This is a genomic window from Vampirovibrionales bacterium (assembly GCA_016712355.1).
GTDB lineage: Bacteria > Cyanobacteriota > Vampirovibrionia > Vampirovibrionales > Vampirovibrionaceae > JADJRF01.
The window spans coordinates 873,178-892,309 of sequence record JADJRF010000005.1 but is presented as its reverse complement, the minus strand read 5'-3'; the positions used below and the strand labels follow the sequence as shown (position 1 = coordinate 892,309).

The window sequence follows — 19,132 nt, the reverse complement described above, 5'->3', positions numbered from 1 at the left end:
CCGGCAGGGTTTTAAAAAACGCCGCGCGGCTGCGCGAATCGGCTACGGATACGATGCGCGTCCACCGGGCGGCGCGTTACGATAGCCACGGGAGGCTCCCGATCGCGTGAATTTTTCTTTCTTGAAGCGATGCCTGGTGCAGTTGTTTCAGATGGGCGGCGTGCTGGTTGGCGCCACTCTGCTGGGGCGCTTTGCGCTGATGATTTTCTATCCCGGCACGCGCGACACCGCTTGGCTCTTTGAGGCGCTGGCCCCCTGCTGGGGATTATTCATGGGCGCGTCAGGCCTGTTCGTGTGGCCGGTCGAAGCCCTGGGCAGGCTTGTAGCGACTCACTTACCGCCCGCGATTCAGGTTCAGTTTCCGATTTCTCAGGCGGCAGCGGTTTTCAAGGCGCTTCATGTGGTTCCGGCCGGGCAGTCGGCAAGCCATGCCTATCCCGGCGTGTTGGAGTGGACGACGTTACTGGCCGCCGCGCTTTGGGCCGCCGGATTTCTGACGCTTTCGCTGGGCGCTCTCCTCTTGCCGGATGGCTTTGGCAGCGACCCGGCAACGCCGTCACGACCCGGCAGCGCGCGCCGAAAATCGTCGACACAGGCGCCCTCGTCGTCCTCTTCGGCGCCAGCATCCTCGTGGACTGTTGCAGACGCTGAACGACGTCTCAGCGCCCGGCCCGGCGCCGATGCGCCTCAAAGCCCGTCGCGTCCCTCTGCCCCCCCGGCAGCGTCTCCCAACGTCGGCATTCGCGAAATGCTCAACGACCTCAAACGCGAGAACATCTCGCTGCAAGCGCGTCAGCAGGAGATGAAGAAAACCATCGGACAGTATTTTTCTCCCAATGTGTTGGCGTATATGGAGAAACACCGGCATACGTTTGAGAACATTCAGAATCAGCGCTGCCAGGTCAGCGTGCTGTTTTGCGATATCCGCGGCTTCACGGGATTCTCTCAAAGCCACTCGCCCGAAGAGGTCCGCGCCTACCTGAGCGAATATTTCAATCTGGCCAACGATATCATTCTCAATGCGCATCAGGGGTCGATTAACAAGCTGATGGGCGATGGCATCATGGCCTATTGGGGTTTTCCTGTGCCGACCACAGACCATGCGCTGCTGGCAACGCAAGCGGCCCTAGGCATTCTGCGCGAGCTGGATATGCGCAATCAATGCCTGAAGCCGGGACAATCTCCCATGACGGTGGGGCTGGGCGTCTGCTCGGGAGAAGCGCTGATTGGAAACGTCGGTTCGTCGGATTTCAAGGACTTTACGCTGATCGGCAACCCCGTCAACCTCGCCTCGCGACTGGAGGGCATGAATAAAGACCTGCACACCCAACTCCTGATTTCGGAATCCACTTATCAAGGATTACGGGGGCGTTTGCCTTGTGTAGACAAGGGCGTGGTGACGGTTCGCGGATGGGACGGTCCCTTACGCGTCTATGAGCCCAAGCGCTGAAGGCCGGATCTGGCGGGTTTCAGCCGAATCCGTTACAATAGAGGCCTCGCCCGTTCAGTCACGCCGCAGGAGGGTTCCCCGTGACGCTTGCGCATCCGTTAAACGAGATTAGCGAACAGCTCGAAAAAGCCTTTCTGGCGATCGAGTCGATGCCGTTGCCTGAGCATCTGGGGCCGGTGAATCTGGATGAGGACGGCTCGCATACGTGGTTTCCAAATCTGGAAATCGACGAAACGCCTGACGAGTATGTAGTCTCGGTCGAATTACGCGGCCTCGACCCGGATGAGCTGTCTGTGGAGGTTCAGGGGGCGTCGTTGATTCTGGCCACGCGCCATGCGGGCCGCGATGATCTCGATGACGCGCTGGATAACGATCAACCGCTCTATGACGAAGAAGCGCGCGATGAGGCCAATCCTGAAGAAGAGGATTTTGGCGAATGCGTCTGTGAAACCACGTTGCCCGCCAGCGTGGATGTGGATCGCGCGGTCGTTGTCTGTGAAGACGGCCTGTTGAAGGTGACGCTGCCGAAACTGACGCGATAAGCGGGCGTCTCTCGCGGCAAAGCTTGTTATATAATCGCCTTCAGCCCTCCCGACTGATTTGCTATCCCCTGATCTCGTATTGGACCCGCTTGTTCTCATGAAACGCCTCACCCCGCTGTTACTCTTGCTGCTGTTGGCAGGGGGGCTGATAATCGGCGTTTCTTATCTGCGCGCGCCGCGCCAGACGTCGTTATCGACCGCGACCCCGCGCGCCCTGACGGTCACCGCCAGTATTCAGCCGATGGCGGCCCTGTTGCGCGAAATCGGCGGCGAGCGGATTGCTGTCGAAGCGTTGCTGCGTCCCGGCGATTCTCCCCATACCCATGAACCCTCGCCGCAGGCCGTGGCGCGCGTTGCGCAAAGCGCCGCCCTCTTCTACGTCTCGCCTGCGCTGGATGGGTGGGCTGCGCGATTGCCCGCGCGCCAGCGAATTGCGCTGCTGCCGCTGCTGCCGCCGTCGGCGCGCCTGGACGACGACCCCCATTTCTGGATGGATCCGCTGGCGGCGGCTGCCATGGCGCATCCGCTTGCGCAGACGCTCTCGCGGCTGGATCCGGCGGGGACGGCGGCCTATCACGCCAACGCGCAACAGTTTGGGTCGCGCATGCAGGCCTTGCACCGCGAATTAAGCCAGACGCTGGCGGCGACGCGGGGGCGGGGGGTGGTTTTGTATCATCCGGGGCTGCGCTATCTGCTGCGGCGATATGACATTCGGTGTCTGGGAATTCTGGAGCGCTCGCCTGGCATGGAGCCCAGCCCGCGCGATCTGGCGCAGCTTCGCGATGCGCTTTCGCGCCAGACGCCGCGCGCGTTACTCGCTTCGCCCGAACTCTCTGAGCAGGCGGCTCAGGCGACGGCCGACGCGCTGGATGCGCGCGTGGTCTGGGTGGATGAATTAGGCGCGACGCCTGAACGTCAGACGTTGACGGCGCTGCTGCGGTATAACGCGCGCGCGCTCGCGGGGGCGTTTGGACCATGACGCCTGCTGCGCTCGAGATATCGGGGTTATCGTTGCGCTATGAGGCCGTGACGGCGTTATCGCAAGTCACGCTTACGCTGCCTCAGGGGGCGTTTCTGGCGCTGCTGGGTCCCAACGGAGCCGGGAAATCCAGCTTTTTACGGTTGATATTAGGCTTATTGACGCCCAGCGAGGGCGTTATTCAGATTTTCGGCGAATCGCCCGCGCGCCGCCCTGCCCATTGGGTCGGATACGTGCCGCAGATTAAAACGCTCGATCGCAGTTTCCCCGGTTTGGCGCGCGAACTGGTGGCCACTGGGGCGCATCCGCGTTGGCCGTGGCAATTTTCGCCCTCGCAGTCGCAAGGGGCGCTGGCGGCTTTAGATCAGGTCGGAGCGGCGCATCTGGCGGATCGGCCGCTGGCGGCCCTGTCCGGCGGCGAATTGCAACGGGTGTACCTGGCGCGCTGTCTGGCTCGAAACCCCAAACTCATTGTGCTGGACGAGCCCGCCACCGGCATTGACGCCACGCTGGCCGATGATTTGTACCGCATTCTGGAAGCCTGCCAACGTCGCACCGGCGCGACGATTTTGATGGCGACCCACGATCTCGAAGTGGCGCATCACCATGCGAGCCACGCGCTGCTATTGAATATTCGGATGATGGGCTTTGGTCCGCCGGGCGATGCGCTCAGAATCGATCGCCTTGAGAAGGCTTTTGGCCATGGCGGCCATGGGCATCACGGGCATGGCGGGCCTGAGAGCGCGCCGCCCTGCTGCGATCATCAAAGCGGGCATCCGGGAAGCGCCGCGCGATGACGTTGCCGCTGGACGCGTTTACGCTGCCTTTTATGCAGCGCGCGCTGGGAGCCGGCGTTTTGGTCTGCGCCCTGGCGTCTGCGCTGGGCGTCTTTGTGGTTCAGCGCCGCTGGAGTTTTCTGGGCGATGGGCTTGCGCATGCGGCGTTTGGCGGCGCGGCGCTGGGCCTGCTGCTGGGCGCGCCGCCGCTGCTGGTCGCAACCCCCTTTACGCTGGCCATCGCGCACGGGGTTGCCTTCATTAGCGCGCGTTCGCGTTTGGCGACCGATACGGCCATTGGCATCCTGTTCGCCTGCTCGATGGCGCTGGGGATTATTTTCCTCTCGCTGCGTCAGGCCGCTACTGCCGACGCGTTTACGTATCTATTCGGCTCCATTCTCGCCGTGACGCCGCTCGATCTGGCGTTGACAGGCGTTCTGGCGCTGACCACAGCCTGTTTAATTCCATCTTACTGGGGACGGTGGGCCTATGCGACGTTTGATCGCGATCAGGCGCTGGCCGACCGTCTGAACGTCGTGCGCGATGACGCCGTTCTGATGACGCTGCTGGCGCTGACCGTCGTCTGCGCCATTAAGACCGTTGGCGCTGTTTTAATTACCGCTTTCCTCACCATTCCTCCTGCCACAGCCCGCCTGTTGGCGACTACATTTGCGCGGATGACGCTTTATTCGGCGTTAATCGGTCTTGCGACTACGATTGCAGGCTTGTGGCTGTCGTATCCGCTGGATCTACCTTCTGGCCCCGTGATTATTCTGTTGCAGGCGGCGGCGTTTTTCGTTGCGCTGACGCTGCGCCGCCGCTCATTTTAACGGTCTGTCAACAATTTGGCTTGAGGGGGTTTGATGTGGACGTCAGCGATCTCTGATTGTTCGGAGGTCGTTTGCAAGGACCTGATCACCGCGAGGGGACAGAAACCGTGAGCCGTATAATCGCCCGATGAGCGCTATGACGCCCTGGCAGACGACGCCTTATCCTGTTTACGCGTCGCCTTCTCCCGTCGCAGGCCCACTTCCTGCGGCGCCGCCGCCTGCCGTGGCCCAATGGAAACGCTTGAATGAGCTCGCGGGCAATTCCGGCTTATTCGACGCCTTTGAAATCAATCGTACGCAGCCCAATATCGAAACGTCGGGCCTCACCAGCCTGCGTCAGCAGCTCTTTCGGCCAATGGAGAGCGCGCGTCTGGGCAATCAGCTTGCCGCCAGCGGCGAAACGTTCGCGCAACGCGTGGTAATGCTGCGCGCGATTCGCGAATCGCTGAAGGGCGACGGACGCCAGCAACTCGACGCACTGCTTCAGAACGGCCGTTTGTGCGACGTGCGGTCGGAGAATGGGCATTCCACGCTCTATCAGCTGTACGCTATTCTGACAACTCCACGGCAGCAGGGCTTTAAAAACCGCCATATCCTGCGCGAAACGCTGGCGATTCTGGCCTCACCGCAAGCCATTACCCAGAAAATTACGCCACTGACCGCCGATAGCGCTGATGAACTCCTGAAGCTTCATAACCAGGAGCCCCTGTTGAACCGCGAGCGCGTTTTCCCCGCGCAGGGACCGATTACGCGCCGCGATGTCGAGGTGGAATTCAGTAATGCCTGCGTCCCGTCCAGCGTCATGTTTTACATGGCCGATAAAAACCCCAGCGAGTTCGCGCGCCAGATTAACGAGCTGACCAGCCCGATGAGCGCCTTTCTGCGAACGGTTCCCCTGAGCGCAATTTCGCCGCAGAATCCATCGCAGGCGTACCGTATTCTCGATGAAAACTACGTTACCTACTACAAAACCGCCCCCGATCGCGTGACGGTCCGCGTCTCGCTTCCGCCGGAAGGCGTGGCGCGCGCGGTCAATGACAGCCAGCGCGAACGTCATTTCAAGACGCGCTCGGGCGTGGAAACCGCCTATCAATCGGCTCTGGCGTTCGTTTCCACGCAACGGACCTACGACGCCGCCCTCGATCAGTCGGCCGATTACGCTGGCGGCCCCATGTTGCAGGGGCTGAATGCGGCGCAGAAAGACCTGATGGAAACCCTCATCAAGGGCGGCGGCGGCGTCAAATCCGTCAACCTGATGATTACTGCCGCTTCGCAGACGCCGCGATCGCCCCAAGACGTCGGACAGCCATTCTTATACGGCTACACCCGCTCTTTTGAGCAAACCCAGCGCGATATTATGCAGGCGCTGGATATGGGCGAATACGTCATTATCGGCTTTGTTCCGGTTAGCGCTGGCGGCATGATTCTGCCCGGTCACGAAATTACGCTGGCAGGCTATGAACAGGACGCAAAAACCGGCGACGTGCGCTTTATCGTCTTTGATAGCGATGATAATAATCCGCAAAAAGTGGTGAAAGCGGCGCGCGACCTGATTCCGCGCATTCACCATGCGGGCATGCCGATGGCCATCGCCCGGCGAATTGAGGCGGAAATGAAGCAATCGCCCGGGTATTTCCGCCCCAACGCCGAAGATGGCGCCCGATTCAAGCCGGTCAGCGTGTCGAACGATCCCCTGCCGCCGGATGCGATGACGCAAATCCTGCCGCAAGACGCGCCTTCGTTTTCGCCTTTTGCGCCGGGCTCTCCCGTCATGCCGCCGTGGGCGGCCGCAACGCCGTCGCTTGCGTGGCCGTCGGCTTAAGACCCGGTTTTTTCTTCGCAGAGGAGATCGTCGCGCGTCAGAAAAGGACGTCCCTGACGATCCACAATGTCTTTTAAAGGCGCATAGGCAATCGCGTCGTAGGCATGTAAATCGACCTTAAACGGCAGTCGGCTTTCAATAAAAAGCGTCGTCAGTCGCGCAAGCAGCGCCTCATCCACATGGCCGCGCAAAGACAAGTCGATATCCGAAGAAGCGCGATAGGTTCCTGTCGCGCGTGAGCCAAAAATATCGACCCGCGCAATGCGATTGACGTAAGGCGCTAAAATTTGGCGCATCAGGGCCACCTGCGCATCGCTGAGTCCGTGGAAGCCCTTTTCTACAGAAGCATCGCTGGCCGTCATACGTCGCTCGTCATAAGTCGATAGAGGGATCGGCAGGTCGTAACCGCAGGTAAAGCGCTTCGATCGCATCCAGATAACGGAGGCGAATCGCCTCAATGACCGCCTCAAACTGGCGGCGATCGTAAGTATGCGCCATACGATTACGCGCGTCCAGCGCATCCATCCACAGCTCACCATCGGTGAGGATCCGGGCGGCGAAAGCTTCCCGGATAACGGCCCGCGGCGTCACCTGCGTCAGTGCGACGTTTTGGCTCTCGAGATAGTCTTTCAGCGTTTTCCAGGCCAGCTCAATGGTAAACTCGAAACGCTGAATGAGGCCCTCTTTCTCCAGTTGCGTCAGGTCGCGCGCCGCCGCCAGCGTGATTGCTTCGCGCAACAACCCGTAGGCCCGCTCGAAATTATCAAACCGGTATTGCCAACGCGCTTTTTCGGTCTTTGACACCCGAAACGCCCTCAGAAAATGCTAAATCTTGCGGTAAAAGCCAAAACCGGAAGATTTATAGCGAGTCAGCTCATACTGAAGCGCGTCGGTTTCTTCGGATTTTTCCTTGAGCTTTTGCCGCAGGGCGTCATTTTCGCTCTTGCAGCGAATCAGCTCGACGACAACTTCGTCCAGACCTGTCAGCTTGTCGTCGAGCAGGCGCGACATATCGCGCAAAATGCCTTCTTTAGCCGTGCTAACGGCTTCTACGACAACGGCGAGGCTTTCTTTACCGATACTGCGCAGCGTCATGGCTTCCGCCCCACCGGCAGCAGCGGGGGCAGGGGCGCGCATCTGGGTCGCAGGCGTCGGCGGCGAAGGCATGGACGCGCCAGCGTCCTGCGCATGTTGGGCAGAGGCTTGCGACATGGCGAAATATCGTACGATTGTCTGGAGATCTTCTCCCCGGCGGCGCATATCCAACGCCTTGCGCAAGACCTCGGTGTCTCGGTGCGAAAAGATGACGCGATTGGTTTCATCAGATTTAGGGGCGAGCGACAACGCTTTGACCAGCGCCATCAGCTCAGACTCTTCCACGTTCAGCATCTGGCGAACATAGGTGAGGGTATAGGGGAATTCTTCGGTAGAAAGCGAGGTCATGATCGTCTCTGTCTCCTGCCGCAAAAGCGAAGTCTCTGAACTCTCTGACGTAAAGCGGGCGAGCGAGGCCCTCTGACGCCTTCAGTAACGGGTCTTCTCCTCGCATCGTAACATAAGAAGCGCTTTGGGCGCGAGTTTGTTAATCTTGCGTTACGAAAGTGGGGCGTTTGGGGGAATTCTGGCCATCCGCGAGGCGCCATCGGGCGGGCCCCCGCCAAACGATGGTATGATAGGAGGGCCTGAGCGCCGCGCAAACGGCATGGACGAATGGAAGGTTTCAAAAAACGACAGCCATGAAAGACTCTCACAAGACCGGCTTCTGGATTCTCGCGCTGCTGATTATCGTCGCCGTTCTGATGTCGACGATTCTGTTTTCGCCGGAAAGCGGCTCGAAAAACATCTCATTCTCAGAATTTCTCCAGAAGATTGATCGCGGCGAAATCGCTTCTGTCGTGATTGAAGGCGCCGAAGCCAAGGCCACGCCCGTCAAGAAGCAGGGCGAAAAGGCGGCGTTTTCGATGTATCGCTCACAGTTGCCTCAAGAGGGCGCAGTGGCGATTCTGACGCCTAAAATGATCGAGAAGAACGTCAACTTCAAATTTGAGCAGCCCCATGCCTCCGGTTTCTGGGTGCAATTGCTGACGATGCTGGCGTTGCCCGCGCTGCTCGTTATTTTTCTGATGTTTATGCTGCGAAACGCCCAGAATGGCGGCGGGCAAGCCATGGCCTTCGGTAAAAGCAAGGCCAAGATGACGCTCGACAGCAAGGTCAAAGTCACGTTTGACGACGTGGCCGGCATTGACGAAGCCAAAGAGGAACTCGAGGAAGTCGTTGATTTCCTGAAGAATCCCGAGCGCTACCAGAAACTCGGCGCGCGCGTGCCGAAAGGCGTGCTGCTGGTGGGATCGCCCGGAACCGGCAAGACCCTGCTGGCCAAGGCCGTCGCTGGCGAAGCCGGCGTACCGTTTTTCAGTATCAGCGGGTCTGACTTTGTGGAAATGTTCGTCGGCGTCGGCGCCAGCCGTGTGCGCGATCTGTTTGAGCAGGCTAAAAAACACGCCCCCTGTATCGTGTTCGTCGACGAAATTGACGCCGTCGGCCGTCAGCGCGGCGCCGGGATGGGCGGCGGGCACGATGAACGCGAACAGACCCTGAACCAATTGCTGGTGGAAATGGACGGCTTTGACGCCAATACAGGGATTATTATTCTGGCCGCCACCAACCGCCCTGATATTCTGGATAACGCCTTGCTACGCCCCGGTCGATTCGATCGCCAAATCGTGCTGGATCGTCCCGACGTCAAAGGCCGCGAGCAGATCCTGCGCGTTCACGCCAAGGGCAAGCCGCTGGCCAAAGACGTCGATTTGAAGATTCTCGCCAAACGCACGCCGGGTTTTACGGGCGCGGATCTGGCCAACCTGCTGAACGAAGGCTCGCTTCTGGCGGCGCGACGCAATAAAGAGGTCGTGGAGATGGATGACATCGAGTCCTCCATTGAGCGCGTCATTGCCGGAACCGAGAAGAAATCGCGCATTATTACCGAGAAAGACAAAGAAATTACGGCTTACCATGAAGTGGGCCATGCGCTGATCGCCCTGCTGACGCCCAACTGTACGCCGCTGCGCAAGGTCAGCATTATTCCGCGCGGGATGGCACTGGGCTTGACCTGGACGATGCCCGATGACGATCAGACCCACACCTCCAAAAGCCACTTGATGGCGGATATCGCCATGGCGCTTGGCGGTCGGGCGGCGGAACGGCTGGTCTACGGTGAGTTTTACACCGGCGCCGCAGACGATCTCAAGCGCGTCACCCGGGTTGCCAAGCGACTGGTCACTCAATTCGGGATGAGCGAAACGCTGGGGCCAATCGTGTTTGGTAATCATAACGAGCATGTGTTTATGGGCCGGGATTTCGGCTCAGAGCGCGACTACGGCGAAGAAGTCGCTGCGGCGATCGACCGCGAAATCAAAACCATTATTGAAACCCAGTTCGCTTACGCGCAAAAACTGCTGGAAGAGAATCGCGACGTGATGAACGCCGTGGTAAAAGCGCTGCTGGAGCGCGAAACCATGGATGAATCCGAAGTGCAGGAAATCTGCGATCGCGTGAAAGCTTCGCGTGACGGAGCCACCGGGGGCCACGGCCGTACGGATCTCGAAATGGCCGCCATGACGACGGCGGATTCGCCGATTGTCTCAGCCGGATAACGCTTGCGGCGACCTCTCCAAAAAGAAAAAGCCTGTCTTGCGACAAGCTTGCTGAGAGAGAAGAGAGCATTTGTTGTTGTTAAAACTGGCGCCCGCACGGGCTTTGGCCAAAGGCCATGCCTTGTAAAAAGGCGAGAATCTGTTCGAAGCCCGCGAGATCGCTAGCAGGCGCTCCTGCAAGCGTCGGCTGGCAAGAAGGAAAGAGAGGCGCGCACGCAGGAGGCGGGCTGATAGGCGGCAGATACGAATAAGTCGCTGGATAGGGCATCGGCGCTGGCGCAACAGAATTGCTGAGGCTGAATCCCGCCGGATTGGCCTGAAACTGGGTGGTGAAGCCGGGGGCGCGCAACGTGGCGCTTGGCAGCGCGGGCTGGCTCCAATAAGGCGTTTGCATCGACATGACGATGACCCTTTCCCCCGTTGTCGCACGTCGGCGAAGCGCTTGCTTCCAGGCGGCAGGCTTCTGAGGCTTATCGCCCCCGACAATACGACCCCTCGACACGCTCTTGTTTCAGACACCACTGTGACTTTCCGTACTTGAATAAAAACAATCGCATGCGCGGGATTGCGCAGGTTTAGATTTTCTTAGGCTTGCGTCGTCCGCCCCCGTCTCCGCAGATGTGAGTTTAAGAGGCAGGCGTCTCCTGTGGCGCGAGCGCGTCTGACGTCTTCTGCGTTAACTCATGGCGCAGGCGCAGATCCTGGTATAACAGCGTGAAGAGAAACGTCCCCCACGGCAACGAGAGCAGCGTCACCGCCAGCCCGAGGGTCAAATGGACCCCGCCGCGCGCAATATCAGAGCGAGAGGCGTCCATCAGGCCGTACAGCCAGTCATAAAGCGCGCCAAGGGAAGCAGACGCGCCCCACTGCGCCAGTTGCGCAGGCGAATACGCGTCCAGCATCCGCGTGACAAATAATGCGCTCGCCGGAAGCAGCGCGCGCGTCAGTCCGGTGACGTCGCTGAGCGCGCAGATGATGGCCGGCGCCAGTAGACTCGTCACCAGCGTCCACGCTGTCATGGCAAGCGTCAGCCGTCCCATCTGGCCGCGCGCCAGCGTCAGGCATCGCCGCAGCGTATCCCGCGCGCGCAGATGATGCGGCTCCAGCGCCGCGACCTGAAATGCCGTCGAACACGCGATATAAAAGACCGTGGCGGCCCCCAGCGCCGCCAGGGCAAGACCCATTCCGCTCAGCAACAGGACGACCCGCAGCAGGACCGATGGCATCCACACGCTCAGCGCCAGCGTGACCAGATAGATGCCAAGCGCGGGAAGCCAGATGCCGCCCAGAAGAATACCCAGCAAACGGGAATACGCGCGCGCCCGGGCGTCAATGGCGCGTGAAGCCGCCTTGAAATCAGGGGGAGCGTTCGCCAGAACCTGCGCTGCGTTAGTGGACAACGAGGCCATCAGCGCCAGATAGCGCCACACTCCCACGCAAAAGAGCGCCAATCCCGGCAGAGGACTTGCCAGCACCAGCGCCATAGCGCTCAGCGTCTGACCGTTCTGCGTTAGGGGGAGCGCCGCTTCCAGGACGTAAAACGGCATCAGCGCGCAATACAGTAGACCGCCCAGCTTATAAGCCGTCGGGGCGAGAACGGGCAGCGTAAAACGCGCCCCCCACTGGCCGTAGAGTTGAAAGCTACGCGCCAGTAAGCGCCAAAACGACTGAGGCGCCGCCGCTCCCGGCAAGGCCATCGTCTCTATCGCGTCGCCGCGCAGGAAGAAAGGTTTTCGATGCGCTGCGCGACGTCTTCTTCAAATCGATCGCGCATGACCGGATCCGGGCTCTCGCCATACAGGCGCAAAATAGGCTCGGTGCCGCTGGGACGCACCAACACCCAGTCTGAAGGGCCAAAGACCAGCTTGATCCCGTCGCGGGTAATGATGTTTTGAACCGGGCGCCCTGCAAATGCCTCGCCGGGCTTAATCGCGCCCATCGCCGCCATGAGACCCGCTTTTTGCGCGTCATCCAGATGCAGATTGGTATTGATGCCAAACAGGCGAATCCCGGCTTCTGCGACCAGATCGTCATAAATAGCGCTAAGCGGCTTGTTTTCAACCGCCCGCATTTCGGCAATAAGCAGATCGCCCAGAATGCCGTCTTTTTCGGGAATATGTCCCAGAACGCTCAGCCCGCCGGACTCTTCGCCGCCGACAATGACGGCTTCGTTTCGCATCACCTCGCCAATGTGCTTAAAGCCCACCTTGGTCTCATGGACAGTGACGTTGAGTTTTTGCGCCAGCGCGTCCATCAGGGTCGATGTCGCAATTGTCCGCGCGACGCTGCCGCGAAAGCCCCGGCGGTGGTACAGGTAGCGAAACAGCAGCGGCAGCACGATATCAGCGCCCAGAAACCGTCCCGTTTCATCGACAACGCCAAAGCGATCAGCGTCGCCGTCGTTGGCCAGGCCCAGGTCATAGCCTTCGGCGGGTACGCGCGCCAGCAACTCGGGCAGACACTCGGCCTTGGGTTCAGGCAACTGCCCGCCAAAGCGCGCATCAAACGTGTTGTGAATCATATCCAGCGTCAGGCCGGTTTTTTCGCGGTAGATACGATCCAGATAGCCTTGCCCCGCGCCGTACATCGGGTCGTAGAGGATTTTAAGAGGGCGCGTCTTGAACGTATCGAACTGAACGGCCTGAGAAAGCAGCGTCACATAACGCTCATACGGGTTAAACGTCTCAATCGAACCGGTCTGAGCCAGCGGCGCAGGCAATCCGGACTGTTCCAATTCGCGCACCGTTGCGACGATGGCATCCGTAATATCCTGAGTAGCGGGCCCCGCGTACTCGGGAATGAACTTGACGCCCATATATTCCGGCGGGTTATGGCTGGCGGTAAACATCAAGGCTCCCGCGCTCTCGTAGGCCTTGGCGGCGTAGGCCACAATAGGCGTTGGGGTGTAGCCTTGCGTCATCAAGACCTTAAAGCCTTGCGCCTTAAGCGTTTCGGCGGCGCATTGGGCAAAGCGGTCGGCCAGAAAACGACAGTCAAATCCCACGACGACCGGGCGCGTGGTTCCGTATTGGGCGCGCATGTACCGCGCCGCCGCATGCGTGACCAGGCGCACGTTATCAAAGGTAAACGCATCGGCAATGACGGCCCGCCAGCCGTCAGTTCCAAAATGAATCGCTGATGGGAGCGTCGGAGTTACGCTTGCGCTCATGATGCCTCTTTCCTGCCAATGTCCTGCACGAGAAACCTGTTTCCATTAAACCAGAGGCGCGCGCCGAGGGAAAGCGGGCAATCGCTCACATGCAAGGCTGTATGAGAAGACGTCTGTCGCAGGGATTAGGTGGTGTCGTCCAGGGCCAAAACACCCTGAACAGGCCTTTGCGCTATCATTAAATCCAGAGAGACTGCCGCGACAGGAGGTTTTCGCCATGACCCAAGACGCAACGCCATCGACTCGCATTCGCGTGCTGGAAGCCGCTTTCATCGCGTATCCGGCCAGCGATCTGGCCCGCGCGCGCCAGTTTTACGAAACGGTTCTCAACCTCAGAATGACGATGTTCAGCGAAGAACTTCGATGGGTCGAATACGATCTGGGCGCTGGCGTGACGCTGGGCGTCGGACAATATGAGGGCTGGCTCCCGTGTGAGAAAGGGCCGATGGTCGCGCTGGAAGTCGACGACTTCGATCAAAGCATTGCGGCGTTACGCCAGACTCAAACGCATTTCCATATGGAGCCGGTCGACACGCCTGTATGCCGCTTTGCCATCATTCACGACCCGGAAGGCAACGCGCTGATGATTCACAAGCGTAAATAAACCGCGCCAGCCCCGCTAAACGATGGTGCCGCCGTCAATAATCACAACTTCGCCGTTCATATACGTATTGCGATCGCACACCAGAAAGACGGCAAATTCGGCGAGCTCCCGCGCCGCGCCCATCCGGCCCTTGGCGCACCAGCTCTGGTACAGATTGCGGAACGATTCCGGCAGCGAATTGCCCAGATCCGTATCCAGAATGCCCGCAGCGATGCAATTGACGTTGACGCCAAACGGCGCGGCTTCGCGCGACAGGCATTTGGTAAAGCCGATAGAGGCAGCCTTGGCGGTGGCGTAGTGCACCGACGTGGGCAAGGCGCGAACCGCGCCAATGGAGCTGATGTTGAGGATGGAGCCTGCGCGCTGGCGCATCATCTGCTTGAGGACCGGCTTGGTGACGTAATACAGTCCGTTGACGTTGACGTTGATAATCTCAAGCCAGGCCTGCTCGGTGGTGGTGACGAAGTTATCGCCGCGATTGAGAGCGGCGTTGTTGACCAGAATGTCAATGCGGCCAAATTGCGCGGTGACATCGCGAATCATGTCCTGTATGGCCGGCCGATCCGTCACCGAGGCGCGGTATTTGAGAGCGCAACGGCCATTGGCTTCAATGGCTTCCACGGTGCTTGCCGCCCCTTCGTCGCATTGGGCGTAATTAAAGGCGACATCGGCCCCCTCGCGCGAAAAAACCTCGCAGAGGGCTTTTCCCAGCCCGCGAGAGCCGCCGGTTATCAGCGCTTTTTTGCCCTGAAGCAGTCGCGTCGGCGCAGCCTCGCCGTCGGGTAGGGCATGCGGCTGGGGGGCAAGGGGTTGTGTGGTCAAAATCAGCGTCCTGAGGCTAAATCCGATAAAAAAGCCGCTATAACGCGGTCAGAATCTCGCTGGCAATACGGTCGGAAGCGCCCAAAATAGCGCAGCGCCCTGCCGCTTGGCGCATCATATCACACTGTCGAGGAGAATCAAGGAGCGATTTAATCAGCGGGGCCGCATCCTGCGGGGATTTCAGAAGGATTCCTGCGCCTGCCCGCTGGATATATTCGGCGGCGGCCTGCTCTTGCGGCATGGGCGGCGTCACGGCGTCGGCCAGAACAGGCAGGCGGCAAGCCAATGCCTCAAACGTCGTTAAACCGCCGGGCTTGGAGATCATCACGTCAGAGGCGTTCATCACCGCCTCAATGGCGTCCGTATAGCCCAGCACCTGGGTTGGGAAATGTGCGCGCGCCGATAGCTTTTCCACGCGACGAATGAGTCCCTGATTCCGCCCGGCGAGAAAAACAGCCTGGATATCCAGAGGCGCGCTCGCCAACGCTTCATAGATGCGCGGAATATTGCCGCCTCCGACCCAGCCGGCATTCAGAAACACCGTGAACTTATCCGGGTGCAGGCCCAATTGCTCTCGCAAACGGCGGCGATCCGCCTCTTCCACCGGATGAAAACGGGAATGGACGGGCAAACCCGCAATGCGAATCTTGTCAGAGTCCACGCCGTAGCGCTCCAGTTGGCTGGCGGCGGCGTCGGTCGCGACAAAATAACGGCTGACGTCCTTGCAGGCCCACCCTTTCCAGAAGCCCCCGCACGGATCCGTGACCACGCTGACCAGGGGGATGCGCCCTAACAGGCCCGTCTTTTTCAGCAGGTACGCAAAAAAGTGCTGCGTCATGGGATGGACAGACACGGCCACATTGGGCGTGAAGCGCTCCAGAAGTCGCCCGCCATAGCGCAACGCGCCCAGCAGCATCAGACGCGATTCGTTGGGACGGCAATGATTGACAAAGCCGTAGTAATACTTCATCCAGTCCTGATGATGGCGCAGCAAGTAGTTATAGACGTCGGCCAGACGGCGCGACATCACATGGGCCTCTTCCAGCACTTGCGTGATTTTTACCAGGACTTCGCCGGGACGCAATTGCAGCAGACTGCTTTCCAGCGCCGCCGCTGCGCTGCGATGCCCGCCGCCCGTATTCGAGCTGAGGATCAAAATATTTTGCGTCGCCGCCATAGTGCGCGAACCCTATCCCCAGAGTAGCGTGAGAGATAATGCGGGGTAAAAGACAGGAGAATTGGCGTTAGAAACCTAGTCACAGCATGCCATAAAAACGCGTCAAGAACCAGCGGCCTTGATTAATCAGGATTGATTGGGGGTCGGGCGCGCGCGTTGAGCGTGCTCTGCGCTTGCCGCAGACGGCGCTTGCGACAGCGCTTGCTGTAGTTCCTGAAACAGCAGCGGCGCTTGCGGCGATTTTGTCGCCTGCGCCCACTGCGCAAAGGCTTCGAGAGCCGAATGATCGCAGGCAATCAGCGCCGATGGCGGCGTCGGCGCTTCGCTCAGCAGCGATTCAAACGCCTGCGCGTCGGGACCTTCTTTCAGCAGACCTTTTTCGCAGCCGATGGCCACTACGCTGGTGAGCATCTGGCGACGCCAGCGCGTGGCGAGCTTGGCGGGCGCGCCACTCATCCGGGCAATGGCAGGAGTTACGCGATTGACCAGCAATCGCATCGCGGATTCCATCTCGAGGCGATCGACTGGCCGCGAGGAGCGCGTCTCCAGCGAAACGGCGAAGCCCTTATCCGACAAAACCGACTGGATAGTCAGTTGAGAGGCGGACGAGCCGCCCGCTACGCGCAGCGCGGCTATCTGCGCCGCGCTGGAATCTACCAGCGGGAGATCAAAAATGCCGCGTACGAATTTTTCCTGCACCTGACGCCGTTGAGAAGCGTCCAGCTGGGTGACGTTCTTGAGCGTCAAGGCAAGCCGGTCTTGAAAAGCCGAGAACCAGCGCCCTTCTGCGCTCAGGACGAAGCAGGGCGTCAAGGCGTCTACCGGGTTGGGGCGTGTGAGCAAGTAGCCCAAGGCGGCCAGCTTGTCGAAGTAATCGGCAAATTCCTCGAAAAACTCGCTGCGGTGCGGCGTCTGGGCCGTCACGACAATGACTTGCGGGAGCCTGCCGCGAAAAAAGGCGTCTGAGAATCCATTGAACCAGCGGTTTTCAACATTCACACGCTCGCCACTGCCTGCTGCTTTCGCCAAAGGCCACTCCGGCGCTATTTTGAGCGCCTGAGCGCTGGCGTCGTCCTTGAAGCACATCAGCGCGTCGCAGCGATCCTCGCGCATCAACGTGACGGCGAGCCCTGATGCGGGGCAAAACCCAACCATGCCTGCCTGCGTACGTTGCTGAGGCAGTTCCGGCTGATTTTTCTTCGCCAGGCGCGGACTCAAAACCGAGCACTCCTTCGCGTTCAACGCAGCCCCGACCGGCGGCAATCGATCGACCCATTCCCTGCGCGCTTCTGCATTGATTATATCCCAATGCGCTTAAGAAGAGGCCCGTCCTTTGCGGGCGCGATCCATTTCGCGCTGATGCTGGCGCTCGGTGAGGGCTTCTCGCTTGTCATACAGTTTTTTGCCGCGACACAGGCCGACTTCTACCTTCACCCAACAGCGGTCGAAAACCAGTTTAAGCGGAATCAGCGTCAGACCCGTCTGCTTGGTTTTACCGACCAGCTTGCGGATTTCAGCGCGCGTCATCAGCAGCTTGCGGACGCGATCGGGGGCGTGGTTATAGTGCGTGCCCTTGTCGTACGGGCTGACATGCATCCCGTATAAAAACACCTCGCTGTTTTCAATCCGCGCAAAGCCTTCGTTGAGCGAAACCTGGCCGTTTCGGATCGATTTTATCTCGGTACCCGTCAGAATAATGCCTGCTGTATAGGTTTCTTCCACATGATAGTCGTGATACGCCTTCTTATTAGAGGCGATCACACGGGGTGGAGAAGGTTTCGCGTTGGCGGGGCGAGCGGTCATAACGGGCAGGCTTTCGGGTCGGGCGCAGCGGCGATGCTGCAAGAGGCGATGCCATCAGTGTAACAGGCCGTCGCCCTCGCATGCTAGACTCCCCTTCTGCAGAAGATGGGGGATTTTGGGACGCGGCAGTCCACTATAATAGGAGCATTCTGCGATCGAAAGGGCTGGCGGAGACGCATGATCAAGTTGCGGGCCATGGGTCTGGGCGACGTGGGGCAGGTGATTGCCCTGCTCGGCGCCTTTCGCGACGAGGTGCCGCGTTATCGTCTGTTTTTAACGCTGCGTCATCTGTTTGCGCCGCTGCAGGCGTTGAGCATGGCCTTGCCGCCGACCTGGCAATTCACCCCTGCGATTTTTACGGCAGCTTCCAACGGCCGGGTGCTGGCGGTATTGGGATTGTCCAAGGACCCAGACTGGACGACGCGCTGGAAAATCGATCAGCTCTTGCTGGCGCCGGATGTCTCGACTTATGACGTCGCTTCACAGCTGGCGCATTACGCGCTCAATCGTTACGGCGCAGAAGGCGTTCAGACCTTCATTGCGCTGACGCACCCTCGCTACGAGCAAGCGCTGGCGCTGCTAAAAGCCTGCGGGTTTCGTCCACTGGCCCAGCAATGGACGTATCATCACGCTTCTCCCGGTCAATGCGAGCGTCCTGCGATTTTTATCGCCGGTTTGCGAGAGGCGACCTGCGCTGACGCCAAAGGCTTGAAGACGCTCAGCGATCAGACGCTCCCGGTGGAAAAGCGCTTGTATATGGAGCGCAGCGCCAGAGCCTTCTCGCGATCCTTTGCGCATGCGACGCTGGACACCCTGCGCGGACGCTTTTTTAAACGCTGGGTCGTGGCCGACGCCGCCCGGGATCTCCTGTTGGGCAGCGTCTCTGTTGCCAGCGCCGATCTTCAAACCTATGACATCTCCTGGATGGTCAGCTCTGGCTGGCCGGAGGGTGATGCCGAATTGCTTGAGTTTGCGCTGCATCACGTAAGCGAACAGACGCGAAAAGCGACTGTTCGCGTGACGGCGTATTCTTTTCAGAAAGAGCGGCTGGCGATGCTGCAAGCCAAAGGGTTTGAGCGCGGAGAGGAAACGCAATTGCTCGTGCGTGATTTCTGGACGCCCTTACAGGACAAGCCGCGCCGGGGCGCTTCCCCCATTCTGCTCTTTAGTCGAAAAACCTCGACAGCCTGCGGGTCGCCTTTATCTGACGCGACCCAACAGTAGGAATGCGGCGAGATTTTTAGACGCACAGGCGCAAGCGCGGCCCGCGCGGAGCGAAGCGAATTTCAAACGCCGGATGATAGGCTTGCTTGCAGCGTACCCAAACGATCGTACCACTAAGCGCTGCCAGCTATCGACTCGCTGACTCTTTTCTCCGGGTTGAAGACGCGCTTACGCGCCGCCAACGTTGAGCCGCCTTACGGAAGGCCCCCACGTCCGGGCCACGCTTGCGTTATGCGTACTGAATTTTCCCTGATGAACCACGCGCGACGATAAAGGCGAAT

General features: G+C 59.7%; 19 protein-coding genes. 9 read left to right on the top strand and 10 right to left on the bottom strand.

Translation table 11 applies throughout. The features are described from left to right. Window positions 1-106: 106 nt before the first annotated feature. From IPK79_05480 to IPK79_05455, 6 genes are all read left to right on the top strand, one after another. Window positions 107-1,450 (top strand): adenylate/guanylate cyclase domain-containing protein, encoded by a 1,344-nt coding sequence (locus IPK79_05480; GenBank protein ID MBK8189885.1) that lies wholly within the window; start codon window positions 107-109, stop codon window positions 1,448-1,450. A gap of 80 nt (window positions 1,451-1,530) precedes the next feature. Further along, window positions 1,531-1,992 carry an Hsp20/alpha crystallin family protein gene (locus tag IPK79_05475; protein ID MBK8189884.1) on the top strand — a complete coding sequence of 154 codons (462 nt, stop codon included), beginning with the start codon at window positions 1,531-1,533 and terminating at the stop codon, window positions 1,990-1,992. Window positions 1,993-2,089: 97 nt separating this feature from the next. After that, window positions 2,090-2,971: a zinc ABC transporter substrate-binding protein gene (locus IPK79_05470; protein ID MBK8189883.1), complete on the top strand. Its 882-nt coding sequence runs from the start codon at window positions 2,090-2,092 to the stop codon at window positions 2,969-2,971. Beyond that, complete coding sequence (locus IPK79_05465) at window positions 2,968-3,768, top strand: metal ABC transporter ATP-binding protein (GenBank protein ID MBK8189882.1); 801 nt, start codon at window positions 2,968-2,970, stop codon at window positions 3,766-3,768. Before IPK79_05470 ends, IPK79_05465 begins: the two co-directional genes overlap by 4 nt. 32 nt (window positions 3,769-3,800) lie before the next feature. Beyond that, entirely contained in the window at window positions 3,801-4,577 is a 777-nt protein-coding gene (locus IPK79_05460; protein MBK8189881.1) for a metal ABC transporter permease, read from the top strand. A 127-nt stretch (window positions 4,578-4,704) separates the two neighbouring features. Then, complete coding sequence (locus tag IPK79_05455) at window positions 4,705-6,399, top strand: hypothetical protein (protein MBK8189880.1); 1,695 nt, start codon at window positions 4,705-4,707, stop codon at window positions 6,397-6,399. On the opposite strand, the gene IPK79_05450 is transcribed toward IPK79_05455, so the two are convergent. Genes IPK79_05450 through IPK79_05440 form a run of 3 tightly spaced genes read right to left on the bottom strand, consistent with a single transcriptional unit; the run spans window position 6,396 to window position 7,842 of the window. Next, on the bottom strand, window positions 6,396-6,761 hold the full coding sequence (locus IPK79_05450) for a nucleotidyltransferase domain-containing protein (GenBank protein ID MBK8189879.1): 366 nt from the start codon (window positions 6,759-6,761) through the stop codon (window positions 6,396-6,398). The genes IPK79_05455 and IPK79_05450 overlap by 4 nt on opposite strands. A 10-nt stretch (window positions 6,762-6,771) precedes the next feature. Continuing rightward, window positions 6,772-7,203 carry a nucleotidyltransferase substrate binding protein gene (locus IPK79_05445; GenBank protein ID MBK8189878.1) on the bottom strand — a complete coding sequence of 144 codons (432 nt, stop codon included), beginning with the start codon at window positions 7,201-7,203 and terminating at the stop codon, window positions 6,772-6,774. Window positions 7,204-7,224: 21 nt separating this feature from the next. Continuing rightward, window positions 7,225-7,842, bottom strand: coding sequence for a hypothetical protein (locus tag IPK79_05440; protein MBK8189877.1), 618 nt, complete (start codon window positions 7,840-7,842; stop codon window positions 7,225-7,227). A 293-nt stretch (window positions 7,843-8,135) separates the two neighbouring features. On the opposite strand from IPK79_05440, the gene ftsH reads away from it, so the two are divergent. Then, window positions 8,136-10,052 carry an ATP-dependent zinc metalloprotease FtsH gene (gene ftsH / locus IPK79_05435; protein ID MBK8189876.1) on the top strand — a complete coding sequence of 639 codons (1,917 nt, stop codon included), beginning with the start codon at window positions 8,136-8,138 and terminating at the stop codon, window positions 10,050-10,052. A 79-nt stretch (window positions 10,053-10,131) separates the two neighbouring features. On the opposite strand, the gene IPK79_05430 is transcribed toward ftsH, so the two are convergent. The 3 genes from IPK79_05430 to IPK79_05420 all read right to left on the bottom strand — a co-directional run bounded on the left by IPK79_05430 (window position 10,132) and on the right by IPK79_05420 (window position 13,221). Then, entirely contained in the window at window positions 10,132-10,452 is a 321-nt protein-coding gene (locus IPK79_05430; protein ID MBK8189875.1) for a hypothetical protein, read from the bottom strand. A 226-nt stretch (window positions 10,453-10,678) separates the two neighbouring features. Beyond that, window positions 10,679-11,749 carry a hypothetical protein gene (locus IPK79_05425; GenBank protein MBK8189874.1) on the bottom strand — a complete coding sequence of 357 codons (1,071 nt, stop codon included), beginning with the start codon at window positions 11,747-11,749 and terminating at the stop codon, window positions 10,679-10,681. 5 nt (window positions 11,750-11,754) lie between these two features. Further along, entirely contained in the window at window positions 11,755-13,221 is a 1,467-nt protein-coding gene (locus IPK79_05420) for a phosphoglucomutase/phosphomannomutase family protein (protein ID MBK8189873.1), read from the bottom strand. A 247-nt stretch (window positions 13,222-13,468) separates the two neighbouring features. Between IPK79_05420 and IPK79_05415 the strand changes: the two genes are divergently transcribed. Beyond that, the gene (locus IPK79_05415; GenBank protein ID MBK8189872.1) at window positions 13,469-13,825 is read left to right on the top strand and encodes a VOC family protein; all 357 of its coding nucleotides are present in this window, start codon (window positions 13,469-13,471) and stop codon (window positions 13,823-13,825) included. A 15-nt stretch (window positions 13,826-13,840) separates the two neighbouring features. Here the strand turns inward: IPK79_05415 and IPK79_05410 are convergent, their stop codons facing one another. From IPK79_05410 to smpB, 4 genes are all read right to left on the bottom strand, one after another. Then, window positions 13,841-14,647 carry an SDR family oxidoreductase gene (locus IPK79_05410; GenBank protein MBK8189871.1) on the bottom strand — a complete coding sequence of 269 codons (807 nt, stop codon included), beginning with the start codon at window positions 14,645-14,647 and terminating at the stop codon, window positions 13,841-13,843. A 37-nt stretch (window positions 14,648-14,684) separates the two neighbouring features. Further along, entirely contained in the window at window positions 14,685-15,824 is a 1,140-nt protein-coding gene (locus IPK79_05405) for a glycosyltransferase (protein MBK8189870.1), read from the bottom strand. A gap of 126 nt (window positions 15,825-15,950) precedes the next feature. Next, a complete protein-coding gene (locus IPK79_05400; GenBank protein MBK8189869.1) occupies window positions 15,951-17,042 on the bottom strand; it encodes a hypothetical protein in 1,092 nt (363 codons plus the stop codon). A 96-nt stretch (window positions 17,043-17,138) separates the two neighbouring features. Continuing rightward, window positions 17,139-17,627 carry an SsrA-binding protein SmpB gene (smpB, locus tag IPK79_05395; protein MBK8189868.1) on the bottom strand — a complete coding sequence of 163 codons (489 nt, stop codon included), beginning with the start codon at window positions 17,625-17,627 and terminating at the stop codon, window positions 17,139-17,141. Window positions 17,628-17,804: 177 nt separating this feature from the next. Here smpB and IPK79_05390 point away from each other — a divergent pair, with 177 nt between their 5' ends. Further along, on the top strand, window positions 17,805-18,851 hold the full coding sequence (locus IPK79_05390; GenBank protein ID MBK8189867.1) for a GNAT family N-acetyltransferase: 1,047 nt from the start codon (window positions 17,805-17,807) through the stop codon (window positions 18,849-18,851). The last annotated feature ends 281 nt before the right edge of the window (window positions 18,852-19,132 follow it).

What these genes read in the sequence shown, in the direction of transcription:
- IPK79_05470 (MBK8189883.1), top strand. Translation starts at nt 2,090, where the DNA reads ATGAAACGCCTCACCCCGCTGTTACTCTTGCTGCTGTTGGCAGGGGGG.
- IPK79_05465 (MBK8189882.1), top strand. Translation starts at nt 2,968, where the DNA reads ATGACGCCTGCTGCGCTCGAGATATCGGGGTTATCGTTGCGCTATGAG.
- IPK79_05460 (MBK8189881.1), top strand. Translation starts at nt 3,801, where the DNA reads ATGCAGCGCGCGCTGGGAGCCGGCGTTTTGGTCTGCGCCCTGGCGTCT.
- IPK79_05455 (MBK8189880.1), top strand. Translation starts at nt 4,705, where the DNA reads ATGAGCGCTATGACGCCCTGGCAGACGACGCCTTATCCTGTTTACGCG.
- IPK79_05450 (MBK8189879.1), bottom strand. Translation starts at nt 6,761, where the DNA reads ATGACGGCCAGCGATGCTTCTGTAGAAAAGGGCTTCCACGGACTCAGC.
- IPK79_05440 (MBK8189877.1), bottom strand. Translation starts at nt 7,842, where the DNA reads ATGACCTCGCTTTCTACCGAAGAATTCCCCTATACCCTCACCTATGTT.
- ftsH (MBK8189876.1), top strand. Translation starts at nt 8,136, where the DNA reads ATGAAAGACTCTCACAAGACCGGCTTCTGGATTCTCGCGCTGCTGATT.
- IPK79_05430 (MBK8189875.1), bottom strand. Translation starts at nt 10,452, where the DNA reads ATGTCGATGCAAACGCCTTATTGGAGCCAGCCCGCGCTGCCAAGCGCC.
- IPK79_05425 (MBK8189874.1), bottom strand. Translation starts at nt 11,749, where the DNA reads ATGGCCTTGCCGGGAGCGGCGGCGCCTCAGTCGTTTTGGCGCTTACTG.
- IPK79_05420 (MBK8189873.1), bottom strand. Translation starts at nt 13,221, where the DNA reads ATGAGCGCAAGCGTAACTCCGACGCTCCCATCAGCGATTCATTTTGGA.
- IPK79_05405 (MBK8189870.1), bottom strand. Translation starts at nt 15,824, where the DNA reads ATGGCGGCGACGCAAAATATTTTGATCCTCAGCTCGAATACGGGCGGC.
- smpB (MBK8189868.1), bottom strand. Translation starts at nt 17,627, where the DNA reads ATGACCGCTCGCCCCGCCAACGCGAAACCTTCTCCACCCCGTGTGATC.
- IPK79_05390 (MBK8189867.1), top strand. Translation starts at nt 17,805, where the DNA reads ATGATCAAGTTGCGGGCCATGGGTCTGGGCGACGTGGGGCAGGTGATT.